Genomic DNA, 14045 nt, shown 5'->3' with positions numbered 1-14045 from the left:
CTTTTTTAGCGTTTTGAAAGCTTGTTCATCTTTGAAACAGCAAAAAACACTCAAATAGCTATTTGAGTGTTTTTTGTGTACTATTCTTTTACAAACTCTTTTGTACTTCTTACTGTATCAATCGGACGCACGAGCTTCTCAATTTCTGCACGTTTTGGCTCTAAAAACGGAGGCAGTGATAATTTTTCTCCAAGCGTTTCGTAAGGTTCATCTCCCATAAATCCTGGTCCATCTGTCGCAAATTCAAATAAAATTTGCGGAGCCACTCTTGCATACAACGATTCAAAGAAGTGACGATTCACATAACCAGACGTATGGAAACCGAAGCTTGGCATTCGATTAATCCACTCTTCAAGAGCTTGTCGATTTTCTACGCGAAAAGCAACGTGATGAACAGTTCCAAAACCTTGCTGAGCCTGCGGAAGTTTTTCATTGTATTCTACTACTACTTGCGCACCGTTTCCTCCTTCTCCTACTTCGAATAGGTGAAGATCTCCTTCTTGAGCAATCTCTTTAAATAAAAGGACTTTTTCCATCATTTCTTTAAAGTAATTAAACTCGGCAATACGAATAAAGATAGGACCGAGTCCCGTAATAGCGTATTGAAGAGGGACAGGGCCTTTTTGCCAAGGAGTGCCTGATTCAACTCCTTGATTTCCTTCATCGGAAATTAACTGATACTGCTGATCATCAAAATCAACAAACGAAAGCGTCTTTTTCCCAAATAGCTCTTGAATCCCCGTATGATTTACTTCTAAGCGATCAAAGCGCTTTACCCAATAGTCTAAAGCCGCATCATTTGGAACGCGGAAAGATGTTTTTGAAATTTCATTTGTTCCGTGAAAACCTTTTGGAATACCTGGAAAATCAAAAAAAGTCATGTCCGTTCCGGCGCTACCTTTATCATCTGCAAAAAACAAATGATACGTTTGAATATCATCTTGATTGACCGTTTTTTTAACTAAGCGCATGCCTAACACATATGTGAAAAATTCATAATTCTTTTCTGCACTGCTTGTAATAGCCGTTACGTGGTGTATTCCTTTTAAGTGGTTCATTCTACATTCCTCCGGATAAATCGTCTAGTTTATCATTCGTCATTTATCTTTAATTTGAATATCTTTAATTAAAGATAATATACCACGATTAATTTTCCTTTGTCAATAAAGTATGGATGATCTCGGAAGGAAATATGTATATTTTTACATTTAACCAAAACATTATAAATGAGAACGAGCCAAATCGGCAATAAAACATCGTATAAACAAAGAGCTTTTACAATTCAAAAGCTCTTTGTTTATTCTTTAATTTTCAATATGCTTGATTATAACTGCAGGATTGCCTCCGACTACCACGTTATCAGGAACATTTTTTGTCACAACGGTACCGGAAGCAATTACCGCATTGTTGCCTATTTTCACTCCAGGATTAATAACGGCTCTTCCCCCAATCCAGACGTTATTTCCTATTTCTACGCGTTTTCCAAACTCAGCTCCTGAAATTCTTTCAAGAGCATGCAAAGGATGAGTTGCTGTATAGATATGTACACCTGGTGCAAGAAAACAATTATCTCCTATTCTTATTTCACATACATCTAAAAGTACGCAATCAAAGTTAGCATAAAAATTTTCTCCAACATGAATGTTAGAACCGTAGTCACAGCGGAAAGTAGGCTCTATGCAAAGAGAATTTCCCGTAGACCCAAACAGTTCTTTTAATAAGTTTGTACGTCTTTCTTCTTCCCTTTCTGTTGTTTGGTTATAAAGCCTTGTTAATCTTCGAGCGTTTTCACGTTCTTTTATTAATTGCGGATCAGCGGAAAGGTATAATTCTCCATCCAGCATTTTTTGTTTTTCTGTTTTCATTTTGTATCCCCTTTTTGTAGTTCCTTCTCTAACCGATACTGATTTATTCTCTTACACGATATCATGTTTTTAAACCTTTGTCCGGTATTCGCTGAGATTATCACCCCCCAGGCAAACATTAGTTAATTTAATAACTCCCGGAAGCTAATTTTTTAATCTTTTTATATAAAAGGAATAGTAAGAGAAAACTTCATCACATATACTATATAAATTTATAAAAAAGGCAGGGATATCATGAAAGCACAGCGCTTGGTAGATGACCAAAAAGGAACATACAGCAAGGAAGTTCAGAAGCACTTTAACCTAAAAATAAATGGGAAAATTTATACGCAACCCTCGCCGCAATTACCTCCCTCACCCCCTATGCAGAAGAAAAATCTTAAATACAAACCTCAAAATAAAGTTCTACGCACGTACGATAAAAAAGATAAAACATTAAATGACACACAAGAAAAGCTCATAAAATCTGCAAAAACTAGATTAACTAAATATGAAAAGCTTCTATTAAGCAATCAGCTTTCAGAATCTGCGGCTCTTTACTCACCTTTTGGGTTAGAAGAGCTGGTACGAATGGCTAGTAGAGAGGAGTGAACGATTTGTGTTGGATGAAAAAGTAATCATTGATACAAACATTTGGGCTTCACATGCGCTTAATTATCCAGAAGTTGTGGAATATATTAATGAACTTATTTCAAATAATGCGGAATTTTTAATGCCTACCGTTGTAGAAATGGAACTTCTGTCGCATTGGGAAGTAGAAACAAATCCTCAAGTCAAAGCAGTAAAAAATCATTATATTTACGATATGACAGATAAGATTGTAGACGTTACAAGTGAAATTGCACAGCTAGCAGCTCAAATTCGCCGAAAAGCTAAAATAGAATCCAATAAAAAAATTAAAGGCCCAGATGCGATGATTGCCGCATCTGCTTTTATACATAATGCAAAACTGATTTCCAACAATAATAAAGATTTTGCTTGGATTACATTTAATTTCAGCTACCGAGGTCAACCATTATCTTATGTAAACCCTATTAAAGATACGATTGCTTACGCTTCTTTTATTAAAAGCTTTGAACATCCCACCCTTCCTGATGCTGATAACTTATAAGAAAACGAGAAGGAAAGCTAATTTGTTTTTATTTTCAAAATACTCCTTGTCTCCCGCCTTTTTCAAATTAAAAGTTTGATGAGTACATACTCCAATTCTTTCTGTAATGAATACAGTAAAAAGCATAAAAACTTAGGCGGTGAAAAGAGTGAATTATCAATATTACCCGGAACAACCTTTAGAAGAGTATCAATATGGCTATGATTATTATTCAAATCCTCATGAAACTGACGAAAGATTCCCTTATGGTTATTATCCGTATCCTCGCCCTCGGCCATTTTATCCTTACCCTTATCCTCGTCCCATTTATTACCACCCCCCTTACTTTTACCCTCGCCCTCGGCCATTTTACCCACACCCAGTGTATTGGAGATAAAAAAAAGAAGAGCGTTCAGCTCTTCTTTTTTGTTTCTTGATATTTAGACATCTCCTCTTGAATAATGGTCACAAACGCTTCATTTTGTTCAATTTCAAAAACGGTAATAGCTTTTTCTAGGTAGGCTATTCCTTGTTTAAGCTCACCAAGCTGACAGAGTGCTTCTCCAATTTGATAGTGCAGTTCTCCTAATAAATAAAGCGTCTCATGCTGAATACACAGCTCTAGTCCTGCTTGTGCATATTTAATCGACTTTTCATAACGTTCCATTTGCAAAAGCGCACGCGATAATCCATATAAAATTCGAATTTTGACAAGAGGATCTTTTAATTTAGGAAGCAAAGCAATATGCTGCAACCCTTCCATAAACGTACTGAACGCTTTTTTTAAATGACCTTCTTCTTCATAAATAATGGCAATACTATTTAAAATAGCAATCTCTTTTTCTGAATAAAACTGTTCGCTCGTACGCGTGAACGCAATAGCTTTTTCCAATTTACGAAGTGCTTGTTCAAATTTATTTCCAATATAATAATCACATATGGCTTCGTGCCATAGGAAAAATTGTGCATGAAAAGGATCTTGAAACATAGGATTATCTTTTTCTTTGTTCACCATATGTAACACGGTTTCATAATCGCGTTTTCGTATATAATGCCTAATGGTCGATTTAATTTCTTTAGAATAATCGTTGGGCGTTAGCTCTCCTGCTTCAAAGAAATAATTCATCGGAACCCCTAAGCGTTTCGATAAATGATAGAGAACTTCACTGCTTGCATGAATTTCACCTTGTTCAAATCGATGTAGCTCTTCTTCAGTACAAATTCCTTCTGATAACTCGACAGTTGTCATTTCCGCAATCTTTCGCAGATCTTGAATCAGCTGACCTACTTGTTTTTTATCATTCAAAAAATCACCTTACTTAATGTCGTCAATAAACTCTGTGAAAACAACGTTCCATTATATTTTTATAAGTCTATTGTACCATTTAGGTGGTTTTTTTATCAATAGAAATAAGAAAATAATTCCAAAGGAAATTCTTGAAATTATAATTAAATTATTTCAAACAACCTCCAGCTTCTTCTTTAGTCATATCCCCTCTTTGTACAGCAGTCATAACTTGATCGCAATAGTATGATGTTTGACTATATCCTTCTTCATCAATTTCTTTTTGAATCTGTTCCTTTGCTTCATCGGAGAAATTAGCATCTTGTTCAGCAATGATTTGAGCTTCATATGCTTCTTGTTCTGCCTTTTCTTTAGCTAATCTTTCTTCTTCTTCTTTATTCAGTTCCTCCTCAATCTCAGCCTCTTCAGCCCATGTTTCAGCTTGATTTGCTTCATAATTATCGATTGTTTCTTGACTAACTGGAGATTCTGCTTCCTTCTTTTGCTCTGCTTGTTGAGCTGATACACGTTGTTCTTCGGCAATCTTTTGTGGTCTTTGTTGTTCGGCTATTTCTACTTGTCGTTTAGCTTCCGCTTCCTCTTTTGCTTTTTGTTCTGCTAATTCCTTAGCCTTCCTTTCTTCTTCAACTTTTGTAGCGTACGCACGTAAATCTTTCTGTTCATCTTGAATTTGTATAGATTCAGATTTCTTATTTAATTCTATTTCATTAGTCTTTTTTTCTGGCTTTACAGCAGTTTCTTTCTTAGAAGTCTCAGCGTTCTTCTCTTCCCCTTGGTCACATGCTCCCATAGTTAAACTCAAAGACAACAAAATGCTACCAACTAACAACTTTTTCACAGCATTCTCCCCTTAACTTTTCCCTGTATGGAGTGTTACATTAAACTGATAAACTGATTTGACTAACTAATTTTTCTAAGTCCTTAATTAATTCTTTAGGGGTCACTATATTGTTCATTACGTCATTACATATCTTTAGAAGCTCAAGTTTAACTTCTATGCTAATTTCCTCAGGTTTTAATTGTTCATTCACAACACCCAGCCCCCTTAATGAGTAAATAATATCACGAAAAAGGTTATTTTTTTTATCTATTCAATTATTTCCCTTCTCAATTTTTCGATAATTTTCTTTTTGAATCATTCCCATTCTCTGCATTTTCTTCCCTATAATTAATGTAATCCATCATTATACTTTCTATAACTTTTAATAATTCTTTTACTTGCTTTTCTGTAAATAAGCATTCTCTAATAGATTCTCTTATCTTCTTAATCTTGGTGTACTTCTTACCATCTACACCAAAGTGAACCTTATGGTGCTGTGCTTTACGTTCACTCTATAAGTTACCTATAGAGAAACGTTTACTCCAATCCTCTTTCACTTCTATAAGGTGATAGGCTCTTTCAACAGGAGTACACCTGCCTTCTATAAGCTAATTGACAACATTCCTCTGTGTTACATATCTTAAATGGATTTTTAGGCATGTTGTTTAGCCACCTTTTTTACCCTTTATTATTTAGCGCATATTTTAATTTGCATACTATAGATATAATAAAAAGCCACTCATCAGAGTGACTTAGCATTAGATTTATTCTTTACTTCTTCAGGTACATAATCTAAAAGTGTGGATATTATCATATTAAAATGCCATGGAGTAAGGTTATTACCAGCACTTTCTTTTAACTCTGTTCTTAGTTTTTCGCCCCATACTGGATATTTGTTATTACTTTGTGCTTCCTCTAACATATGATCTACTACATTTATTACTTTATAATACTCATTTTCTTTTGCACTGATATAATAATCTTTTTGTTTATAATCCATAACTCCACCTCCTTTTAGTTACTTATTATTTTCCCTTCATTAACCAAATCAAACTTGTTAATTACCTAAAATAAAAAGTCGACCCTATGATCGACTTTCTCGACTGAATTAAATATCATCTCTTTCAGTCGCTTTAAATACTGCTTTAATTTTGTACGTATCTTTCTTACCTTTTACGGCAGTAACCCTTGTAATCAGTTCAATAATAACTCCTGAAACTGAATGGTATTGCAGGTCCTGAAATAGGCGTCTGCCCCCCACTCAAAAATTTTGGAGCTTTCGCAGGATACCCTAACGGATAATTTCCCCACCAGCTGTCAACTTCACCACTAGAATTCAGTACATATCCAGTAGGACGTCCAAAAGAAGGCATGAAATAAGGGTAGAAAGCATAGTTAAAAGGAGTATAAAAATTAGAATAGAACATTTAATCACCTACTTTGTTTCAACTTGTAAAAAACCTTCATTAAGATATGAAATCTTTTCTTTTATTGTGAAGCATCATTTTCAATAACTTCTATAACATTGTCTTTATTTATAACATTGAAATAACTTTAAAAGAGATAATAGGCTATTTTTTTGAAACTCTTTTTAACCTTTTCTCCCTCCAAATACAGAAAAAACAGCACATCCATGTGCTGCTTCCCCCAAGTTCATATAATTTATAACACTATATATCTTTGCAACTTAAATAGAATCAAATACTTGACGCAGTTGAGCTGCGCTTTTATTGATCGCCTGCTGAGCGAGTGGGACAAATTCATGAAACCCTAAAAACCCGTGAATCATTGTTTCATAATTTTCATAGGTGACGGGGACACCGTGATTTTTTAATGCGTCCGCGTAGTCTTTTCCGCTATCTCTTAGAGGATCATATTGTGCTGTAATAATGGTAGCGCTCGGTAGACTCGATAAATCTTCTAGTAATACCGGAGCGTTATAGGGATGCTGTTCTTCTTCTTTATTGTTTAAGTAGTGAAGACGAAACCAATCCATAAGATCTTTTGAAAGAAAATATCCTTCCCCATTTTCTTTCATAGAGGCAGGGTGCTGATTTTTAAATCCTACAGATGGATAAATAAGCAGCTGATGAACAATAGACGGACCCTGTCTTTCTTTTGCTAAAATGCTCACAACCGCAGCAAGGTTGCCACCGGCACTGTCGCCACCGACGGCAATTTTATTTGAATTGATATTTAATTGAGACGCATGAGCTGAAATCCAATCCAGGGCGTCATAGGCATCGTTTACTGCAGCGGGAAATTTATCTTCGGGAGCAAGACGGTAATCAACAGACACTACAATACAGTTTGCTTCATTTGCATACGACCTGCATATAGAGTCATGAGTATCCAGGCTTCCTAATACCCAGCCTCCTCCGTGGTAGTAAACAAGAGCGGGAAATGGCCCTGTTCCTTCAGGTTCATACACTCGTATAGTGAGCATACGTTCATTTAATTCAATTTCTTCATTATATACTTTTTTAACTACTTCTTTAGAAGGAGTTAAGGACATCTTTTCCATTTCCCTCAGCTGCGGGGGTGTAACGTCCTCTAAAGCAGGACGGGGCATTTCATTATATTGATTTAGAAATATTTGAATATGCGGATCTAACGGCATTCTTCTCTCTCCTTTCAAGGTAACTCTATATGTAATGATGAATGAAATTTCAGAAAAAATCCAATATATTGTCTTCTCGGTAGGCTTTTGTTTGTTTTGATTAAAAATGGGTATAACAATTAAATAAAGAGGATGATATTCGTATATATTTTATTCTCACCTATATAAATACGTACAAAGGAGGCACACCGATGATTATTGTTTATATAAGCTTAGCTGTTGTTTTGGCATCACTTGCGTATCTTATTTACGCAGGCGTATCATTTAATAAAAAAATCAAGCCAACTGTGAACTCTGTAAATGCCACTTCTCAACATCTTCAAAACGAAACTGATCATATCAAAGAAAAAACAAATCATTTAAAAGTAACACAAGCAGCGATTAAAACCGATGTGCAGTACAAAAAAGATTCGGTCAAATATACAGCCAACTCATTTAAACAGCTTGTTAATAGCTTTAAACGTTAAAAAAGGAAACCTCTATAAAGGTTTCCTTTTTTATTACATCGCCTGAGACGTATCTTTAGGAGGCGCAGCCGTTTTGTTTCGGTGATAAATAGCGTTAATCTCTCCTCCAATAACGAGAATTAACCCCGTTAAAAATAGCCAAAGCATCAGAACAATCACGCCTCCTAAGCTTCCATAAGTAGCAGAATAATTGCCAAAGTTGCTTACGTAAAATGAGAACCCTAAAGATGTCAGCTGCCATAACAGCGTAGCAGCGAGCGCTCCGGGCCATACATGGGCAAAAGGAAACGTTTTGTTTGGGGCTAATCTGTATAATACGGATAAAACAAGTACCATAATGCCGACACCGATAATCCAGCGCAGAATATTTAAAACCACTGTTGTACCTGAAGGAAGAGAAAACCATTCGCTTATCCAATTTAACAAAACCCCTCCGAACACCGGTAAAAGAAGGGATACAACAATTGTTACGATCAATCCAATTGTTAAAAGAATGGACAAGCCTCTTACTTTAATAAACGAGCGCTGTTCTTTCACGTCGTAGGCTTGGTTCATTGCACGGATAAAGGCGTTCATACCGTTTGAAGCAGACCAAATGGTTCCTAAAATCCCTACAGTCAGTAACCCGCCGTTTGGTTGGCTTATAAAGTGAGCTACGTTATCTTTAAAGATTGCAGCCGTTTCTCCAGGCATAACGCTTTGAAGGACATCGATTGCCTCTTCCGGTTTAATAGATAGATACGGAACAATCGATATCAGTAAAATAAGCATAGGGAATAATGATAGCATATAGTAATAGGCTTGCTCAGCCGCTAGTCCCGTTGCTTGGTCTTCTTGAATTTCTTTACCAAGACTTTTTCCAAATGATAATAGCTTTTTCATGATAAACCTCTACTTTCTCTTTTTTTGTTCTTTTCCCATTTTATGCACTTTTCAACCTTGAAAGTGGAGAATTTCAAGCAAAATCTCAAATCAAACGATCAAGAGAAAGTAGAATGATGTTTCCTACACAAAAAAGTTCCAGCTCAAAAGAGCCAGAACTTTTCATCAGAGTGTTTATGTAGAGCAGACTAGCGAATGTGTCCTTGTGCACCACTTAATTGCTGTTGCGCCATTGCAACAAGATGCTTCGTCATTTCTCCACCAACAGAACCATTTGCACGAGCTGTTTGCTCAGCGCCAAGCTGAACGTTAAGTCTTCCCGCGATTTCCGTTTTTAGCTGATCAAGAAGCTGTTCAGCACCTTGAACTAAAATAGGATTACGATTTGCCATGTTTATCACTCCTTTCCTTCAACAGCTTATATAGGTTAATGTTCCTTTCACTTGAAATTTTATACAACATCCCTCAAAAAAAAGATCCCTGGCTATCGCCGAGATCTTTTTTTCTTTTTAAGCTTTTTTACACTCGTTCAAGAGGCATTGTGCAGCAGCGGAAAGAACCGCCCGACTTAATAATTTCAGATATATCAACTTCAATCACTTTATAGCCTCGTTTCCTTAACTCTTCATTCACTTCTGTATTCATTGGCAGGCTGATCACCCGCTGATTACCGATTGATAATACATTGGTTCCCATCGTAAACTGCTCTTCTTTTGTTACTTCAATTAAGTCATATTTCATGCGAAGTAAATTTAATTCTTTCTCATGTAAAGCGGGTGAAAATACGAGCGCTTCTGTAGGTGATAAAATATTTAACACACAATCAAGGTGAAGATAAGACCGATCAATAGGAATCGGAACAACCTCATAGGCTGGAAGCAGCTCTTGGATATGCTCCACACCTTCTTTACTTGTACGGTCGCTGAGCGCAATAAAAATAGCTTGTCCATCAATCAGCACATCTCCTCCTTCAATAGGATGGTCCGGCACCTGATGGAAAGGAATATCTTGCTGCTGCAGCCAATCGGCTAGCACTTGTTCTTCTCCACTTCGAATCTCGCTGCCCATTTTCGTGACAATAACGGTGTCTCCGAGCGTATAGCCAATATCCCGCGTAAATACTTGTTCTGGAAATGGCTCTTGTGCAGATAGCCCGATGACTTCTACTCCTTCTTTTTGAAGGCATTCAACAAATTGACGGTGCTGCTTTGAAGCCAAGCTCTCATCAATATTTTCATCCGCATAGTGCTTTTGTGTTTCATTAATAATTTCTTCAATTTTCATATATGTAGGTGGGCAAACGACCACACGTTTTAATGTATCATACTCATTTTTACACCCATAACTATTCGTCATTTTAGCTGGCTGTTTCATTTGCATCTTTTTAATCCCCCTTCGTGCATTTATGTACAGTGTTCCCTAAATTACCCGAAACATAAACACGATTTTGCTGAGGAAGCACCCCTGCGCATCTATCTAAAAAGCTTTTTCAAGCAAGAAAAACAAAAAAACACAATACTTCTTCTAATTACAATAACTGTTAGTATAAAATAGTCTAGTAACTGTACAAAAAATTGGAGGTTAATATGAATAAAGTAGCGAACGCATTATATGCGAGCAGGAAATTTTTATTAATACTATGGATAATCCTAATTATCGGATTTGGCTTTTATGCGGCTAAGCTTCCTTCTGTGCTGGGAGGAAACGGATTTGAAATGAAAGGAATGTATAAAGATACCGAGCAGCTTTTAGTTAATAAATTTGATGTTAGCGAAGCTCAGATTATCGTTTTGTTTGAAAAAAAAGACGGAGTTTCTGACTCGAAATTCCAGCAAACGATCGCTCAGTATATGCAAAAAGCAAAGGAAAAATCAGACGCGTCGAAAGTCGACATACCAACAGCTTCTAACAAGATGATAAAAGGAAGCACAGCGTATGGAATTATCCACTTTAATCACGATGATGGCACGATGGATAAACGAGTGGAAAAGATCAGAACTCTTTCAGCTGAAGAAAAAGAAATGAGTGTAAAATTAACCGGTGGTCCTATTATTGAAAAAGATATGAATACAGCAAGCCAAGCTGATTTAGCAAAAGCGGAAGCCATTGGTATTCCTGTTGCTTTAGTTGTGCTTCTTCTAGCTTTTGGCGGCGTGGTAGCCGCTGCAATCCCTCTTATGATAGGAATTGTAACCGTCGTTACCACCATGGGCGTTGTCTATTTCTTCCATCCGTACACAGAGCTGTCCATCTTTATTTTAAATGTGATTCCAATGATTGGATTAGCTCTTAGTATTGACTTTGCCCTTTTATTTATTAATCGCTTTAAAGAAGAAATTCAAACAAAATCGGTAGAACAAGCAATCAAAATTACCATTCAAACAGCGGGACGCTCGGTCATCTTCTCAGGATTATGCGTATTTATTGGATTAGCGGGAATGCTGTTTATTCAAGTGGATATTTTCCGAAACGTCGCTCTTGGAGGAATGGCTGTTGTTTTTATTGCTGTGTTTTCAGCTCTTACGCTTCTTCCTTCCATACTGGCTATATTAGGTACACGCATTAATCGTTTACGCATCTTAAAAGTCAGCGAACAAGGCGGTCAGTCTAGGTGGCGTTCATTCGCTACATTTGTCATGAAAAAGCCTGTAACTATGACGATTGTTTCTCTTATCATTTTGTTAGTAGCACTTATTCCCGTTCGAGACATGCATCTAGAAATACCGTCTTCAGAAGCGCTCCCAACAAAATACGAGTCTCGTCAAGCTTTTGACACGTATAACAATACGTTTATAAATAAAAACACCGCAGACGTTTATTTTGTGCTAGAAGCTAAGCAAAATATGCTGAATGAAAAGCCGTTAACAAATGCCTTTACTTTTATAAAACAATTAAAAGAAGATTCGTTAGTTAAGCAAGTCGATTCTATTTCTACCGCTTTAAACGTAAAATCAAGTGATCAGCTTCAAGCTATGCTGGAAAACCCGCAGATAAGTGCACAGACAAAGCCAGCTGTAGATTCGTTCATTAACGGACATTATATGCTCATAAAAGCTACGCTAGATACAGACCAAAATTCAGATCAAGCAAAAGATTTTGTTCGAAAATGGAAAGACAAACGTTCAACTTTCACCGTTCATATTGGCGGCTATCCAAAATTTGAACAAGAAATATTCGATGAAATTTATGAGAAAGCTCCATATGGTTTGGCTCTTGTTTTATTTTCAACGTATGTCATTTTAATGATTGCTTTTCGTTCTGTCCTCATTCCTTTAAAGGCTATCATTATGAATATTTTAAGCTTAACAGCTACGTTTGGTTTACTTGTATGGCTGTTTCAAAATGGACATTTAGGTCTTACCGAATCTAATATTGCTTTAGTGCTGCCGGTCTTTGTTTTCGGCCTTGTATTTGGGCTTAGCATGGACTACGAAGTCTTTTTAATTTCGCGCATTCACGAAGTGTATCATCAAACCCGCGATAATAATGTGGCAACGGTAGAAGGCCTAGCTTCCACTAGTAAAATCATTACGAGTGCTGCTTTAATTATGATTGTAATTACAGGGGCCTTTGCTTTTACAGACGTAACGCCTGTTAAACAAATGGGTGTAGGAATTGCTTTAGCTATATTTATCGATGCAACGATTGTCAGAATGCTTCTTGTCCCTTCTCTTATGAAATTGCTTGGAGATGCCAACTGGTGGTTTTTCACTAAAAAACACGATAAGTCCAGTTCCAACGAACAGTTAAAATCATAATAAAAAAACCCGCTCACTTGAGCGGGTTTTGCATTGAAGGCTTCTTTATTGACTTAATTTTGCAAAAGCGATAATGCCTTCTTCATCGTCTAATTCCAGTTCTAGTCCTGCTGCGTATGGGTCTACGTTCATTTCCGTATCCAGCCAAAAGCGCAGGGCTTCAATAATGTTCAAAGTAATATGAACCTGCTTACGATCATGCACGTATGACTCTGCTGAAAAACCATAGTCATCATCATACATTAGCTCAATCTCTACTTCTTGAGGCTGAACTTGTTTCTTTTCTGCAATATATAGGCACATTGCATTGATAATATCTTGTTCAGAAATTTTTATTGTCTCCAAGATTTCACTTCCTCATTTTTACGCTTGTTGCTACGTACGCTTTGGAATAACTTTACTACAAGAAGAATTAAAGCTACAATCACGAGCATGTTTACCATAAAACCTAAAATTGGTCCTAATGGTCCTAAACTAGATAGCAAGCTTCCGAATAATAAGCCCGCAATTCCTCCCATTAAAAGACCTTTCATTAAGCCGCCGCGCTTTGAGCTAGCCGCTGTACTTTTAGATGATGAGTTTTTAGACGTATTGTTTTGCTTAACTGAATTACTGTTATTGTTTTTAAATAAGCTTGATTGGTTATTGCTTCCGCTGTCAAAAGAGCGCTTTCCTGATTTATACCCTTTTGCGCTTGCTACGTTTGAACCGTCATGAATAAGTGATCCACCGACTGGTGAAAACACAACCGCTAATGCGATAAATGCGGCCAATAATTTTTTTACCATTGTTTTCCCTCCACTAAATGACTAACGTCACATATGTTTTTCATATATGATTTCCATATATGTTCCTACGTTTCATCATACCAAAAGGTTTCACTTTTTTATATAAAAATGCATCAAGCTCCATCAAATGTTCACAGGATTAAACATTTGCACGTATTTCGTGCTTATATAACATCATTTAGATATAAATCAAAGACATTCATAAAACTAACAAAGGTCCTTCATCTTCATTAAATACGGCTTATTTTACACTTTCCTAAAAATATTATCTAAAGTAACTTTTGTAGAGTTCTTTGGTTTTTTCCCTTCTTTAATAATGTCTTTATAGGCTACCTTCGCCTTTATTACTAATTAAAGGATATACGCGCTTATATGACGAATACCATACGAGAAACAGCGCCTCAAAGATATAATACAATGCATTAAAAATTGGCTCTGAAATATTCTAG

Annotated in this window: 17 protein-coding genes; 4 read left to right on the top strand and 13 right to left on the bottom strand. The window is 36.4% G+C overall.

Annotated elements, in window-relative coordinates:
- Positions 1–80 precede the first annotated feature (80 nt).
- Positions 81–1058: a ring-cleaving dioxygenase gene (locus BG04_RS23105; protein ID WP_034652151.1), complete on the bottom strand. Its 978-nt coding sequence runs from the start codon at positions 1056–1058 to the stop codon at positions 81–83.
- 246 nt (positions 1059–1304) lie between these two features.
- Positions 1305–1865: a maltose acetyltransferase domain-containing protein gene (locus BG04_RS23100; RefSeq protein ID WP_034652154.1), complete on the bottom strand. Its 561-nt coding sequence runs from the start codon at positions 1863–1865 to the stop codon at positions 1305–1307.
- A gap of 234 nt (positions 1866–2099) precedes the next feature.
- Here BG04_RS23100 and BG04_RS23095 point away from each other — a divergent pair, with 234 nt between their 5' ends.
- Both BG04_RS23095 and BG04_RS23090 read left to right on the top strand, forming a co-directional pair.
- Positions 2100–2456 carry a hypothetical protein gene (locus BG04_RS23095; protein WP_034652156.1) on the top strand — a complete coding sequence of 119 codons (357 nt, stop codon included), beginning with the start codon at positions 2100–2102 and terminating at the stop codon, positions 2454–2456.
- A 7-nt stretch (positions 2457–2463) separates the two neighbouring features.
- Positions 2464–2976 carry a PIN domain-containing protein gene (locus BG04_RS23090; protein ID WP_013083113.1) on the top strand — a complete coding sequence of 171 codons (513 nt, stop codon included), beginning with the start codon at positions 2464–2466 and terminating at the stop codon, positions 2974–2976.
- Between the two features lie 62 nt (positions 2977–3038).
- Here the strand turns inward: BG04_RS23090 and BG04_RS31205 are convergent, their stop codons facing one another.
- The 6 genes from BG04_RS31205 to BG04_RS23060 all read right to left on the bottom strand — a co-directional run bounded on the left by BG04_RS31205 (position 3039) and on the right by BG04_RS23060 (position 7701).
- On the bottom strand, positions 3039–3323 hold the full coding sequence (locus BG04_RS31205) for a hypothetical protein (RefSeq protein WP_034652161.1): 285 nt from the start codon (positions 3321–3323) through the stop codon (positions 3039–3041).
- A gap of 44 nt (positions 3324–3367) precedes the next feature.
- Entirely contained in the window at positions 3368–4261 is an 894-nt protein-coding gene (locus BG04_RS23080; protein WP_034652164.1) for a helix-turn-helix domain-containing protein, read from the bottom strand.
- A 148-nt stretch (positions 4262–4409) separates the two neighbouring features.
- Positions 4410–5099 (bottom strand): hypothetical protein, encoded by a 690-nt coding sequence (locus tag BG04_RS23075; RefSeq protein ID WP_034652166.1) that lies wholly within the window; start codon positions 5097–5099, stop codon positions 4410–4412.
- A gap of 40 nt (positions 5100–5139) precedes the next feature.
- Positions 5140–5292, bottom strand: a complete 153-nt coding sequence (locus BG04_RS30645; protein ID WP_155276302.1) for a hypothetical protein — start codon at positions 5290–5292, stop codon at positions 5140–5142.
- Between the two features lie 531 nt (positions 5293–5823).
- On the bottom strand, positions 5824–6081 hold the full coding sequence (locus tag BG04_RS23070) for a hypothetical protein (protein ID WP_016764068.1): 258 nt from the start codon (positions 6079–6081) through the stop codon (positions 5824–5826).
- A 687-nt stretch (positions 6082–6768) separates the two neighbouring features.
- Entirely contained in the window at positions 6769–7701 is a 933-nt protein-coding gene (locus BG04_RS23060; protein WP_034652173.1) for an alpha/beta hydrolase, read from the bottom strand.
- Positions 7702–7892: 191 nt separating this feature from the next.
- Here BG04_RS23060 and BG04_RS23055 point away from each other — a divergent pair, with 191 nt between their 5' ends.
- A complete protein-coding gene (locus BG04_RS23055) occupies positions 7893–8168 on the top strand; it encodes a hypothetical protein (RefSeq protein ID WP_025752355.1) in 276 nt (91 codons plus the stop codon).
- Positions 8169–8201: 33 nt separating this feature from the next.
- Here BG04_RS23055 and BG04_RS23050 read toward each other — a convergent pair whose 3' ends face one another.
- The 3 genes from BG04_RS23050 to BG04_RS23040 form a co-directional block, all read right to left on the bottom strand.
- Positions 8202–9050 (bottom strand): YihY/virulence factor BrkB family protein, encoded by an 849-nt coding sequence (locus BG04_RS23050; RefSeq protein WP_034652175.1) that lies wholly within the window; start codon positions 9048–9050, stop codon positions 8202–8204.
- 188 nt (positions 9051–9238) lie between these two features.
- Positions 9239–9442 (bottom strand): alpha/beta-type small acid-soluble spore protein, encoded by a 204-nt coding sequence (locus tag BG04_RS23045; protein ID WP_013056997.1) that lies wholly within the window; start codon positions 9440–9442, stop codon positions 9239–9241.
- A gap of 127 nt (positions 9443–9569) precedes the next feature.
- A complete protein-coding gene (locus tag BG04_RS23040) occupies positions 9570–10430 on the bottom strand; it encodes a dimethylarginine dimethylaminohydrolase family protein (RefSeq protein WP_034652178.1) in 861 nt (286 codons plus the stop codon).
- 206 nt (positions 10431–10636) lie between these two features.
- Here BG04_RS23040 and BG04_RS23035 point away from each other — a divergent pair, with 206 nt between their 5' ends.
- The gene (locus tag BG04_RS23035; protein WP_034652181.1) at positions 10637–12808 is read left to right on the top strand and encodes an MMPL family transporter; all 2172 of its coding nucleotides are present in this window, start codon (positions 10637–10639) and stop codon (positions 12806–12808) included.
- Between the two features lie 45 nt (positions 12809–12853).
- Here the strand turns inward: BG04_RS23035 and BG04_RS23030 are convergent, their stop codons facing one another.
- Both BG04_RS23030 and BG04_RS23025 read right to left on the bottom strand, forming a co-directional pair.
- On the bottom strand, positions 12854–13153 hold the full coding sequence (locus BG04_RS23030; RefSeq protein ID WP_034652184.1) for a YxcD family protein: 300 nt from the start codon (positions 13151–13153) through the stop codon (positions 12854–12856).
- A complete protein-coding gene (locus tag BG04_RS23025) occupies positions 13141–13596 on the bottom strand; it encodes a hypothetical protein (RefSeq protein ID WP_013056993.1) in 456 nt (151 codons plus the stop codon). The genes BG04_RS23030 and BG04_RS23025 overlap by 13 nt, the downstream gene beginning before the upstream one ends.
- Positions 13597–14045 lie beyond the last annotated feature (449 nt).

Origin of the sequence: Priestia megaterium NBRC 15308 = ATCC 14581, assembly GCF_000832985.1 — a bacterium.
GTDB classification, from domain to species: Bacteria; Bacillota; Bacilli; order Bacillales; family Bacillaceae_H; genus Priestia; species Priestia megaterium.
The sequence above is the reverse complement of the archived record's forward strand: the minus strand, read 5'-3'. Positions and strand labels throughout refer to the sequence as shown.

Excerpts from the sequence above, each read along its gene's own strand:
- BG04_RS23105 (WP_034652151.1), bottom strand. The coding sequence starts at position 1,058 with ATGAACCACTTAAAAGGAATACACCACGTAACGGCTATTACAAGCAGT.
- BG04_RS23100 (WP_034652154.1), bottom strand. The coding sequence starts at position 1,865 with ATGAAAACAGAAAAACAAAAAATGCTGGATGGAGAATTATACCTTTCC.
- BG04_RS23095 (WP_034652156.1), top strand. The coding sequence starts at position 2,100 with ATGAAAGCACAGCGCTTGGTAGATGACCAAAAAGGAACATACAGCAAG.
- BG04_RS31205 (WP_034652161.1), bottom strand. The coding sequence starts at position 3,323 with ATGGCCGAGGGCGAGGGTAAAAGTAAGGGGGGTGGTAATAAATGGGAC.
- BG04_RS23070 (WP_016764068.1), bottom strand. The coding sequence starts at position 6,081 with ATGGATTATAAACAAAAAGATTATTATATCAGTGCAAAAGAAAATGAG.
- BG04_RS23060 (WP_034652173.1), bottom strand. The coding sequence starts at position 7,701 with ATGCCGTTAGATCCGCATATTCAAATATTTCTAAATCAATATAATGAA.
- BG04_RS23055 (WP_025752355.1), top strand. The coding sequence starts at position 7,893 with ATGATTATTGTTTATATAAGCTTAGCTGTTGTTTTGGCATCACTTGCG.
- BG04_RS23050 (WP_034652175.1), bottom strand. The coding sequence starts at position 9,050 with ATGAAAAAGCTATTATCATTTGGAAAAAGTCTTGGTAAAGAAATTCAA.
- BG04_RS23045 (WP_013056997.1), bottom strand. The coding sequence starts at position 9,442 with ATGGCAAATCGTAATCCTATTTTAGTTCAAGGTGCTGAACAGCTTCTT.
- BG04_RS23040 (WP_034652178.1), bottom strand. The coding sequence starts at position 10,430 with ATGCAAATGAAACAGCCAGCTAAAATGACGAATAGTTATGGGTGTAAA.
- BG04_RS23035 (WP_034652181.1), top strand. The coding sequence starts at position 10,637 with ATGAATAAAGTAGCGAACGCATTATATGCGAGCAGGAAATTTTTATTA.
- BG04_RS23025 (WP_013056993.1), bottom strand. The coding sequence starts at position 13,596 with ATGGTAAAAAAATTATTGGCCGCATTTATCGCATTAGCGGTTGTGTTT.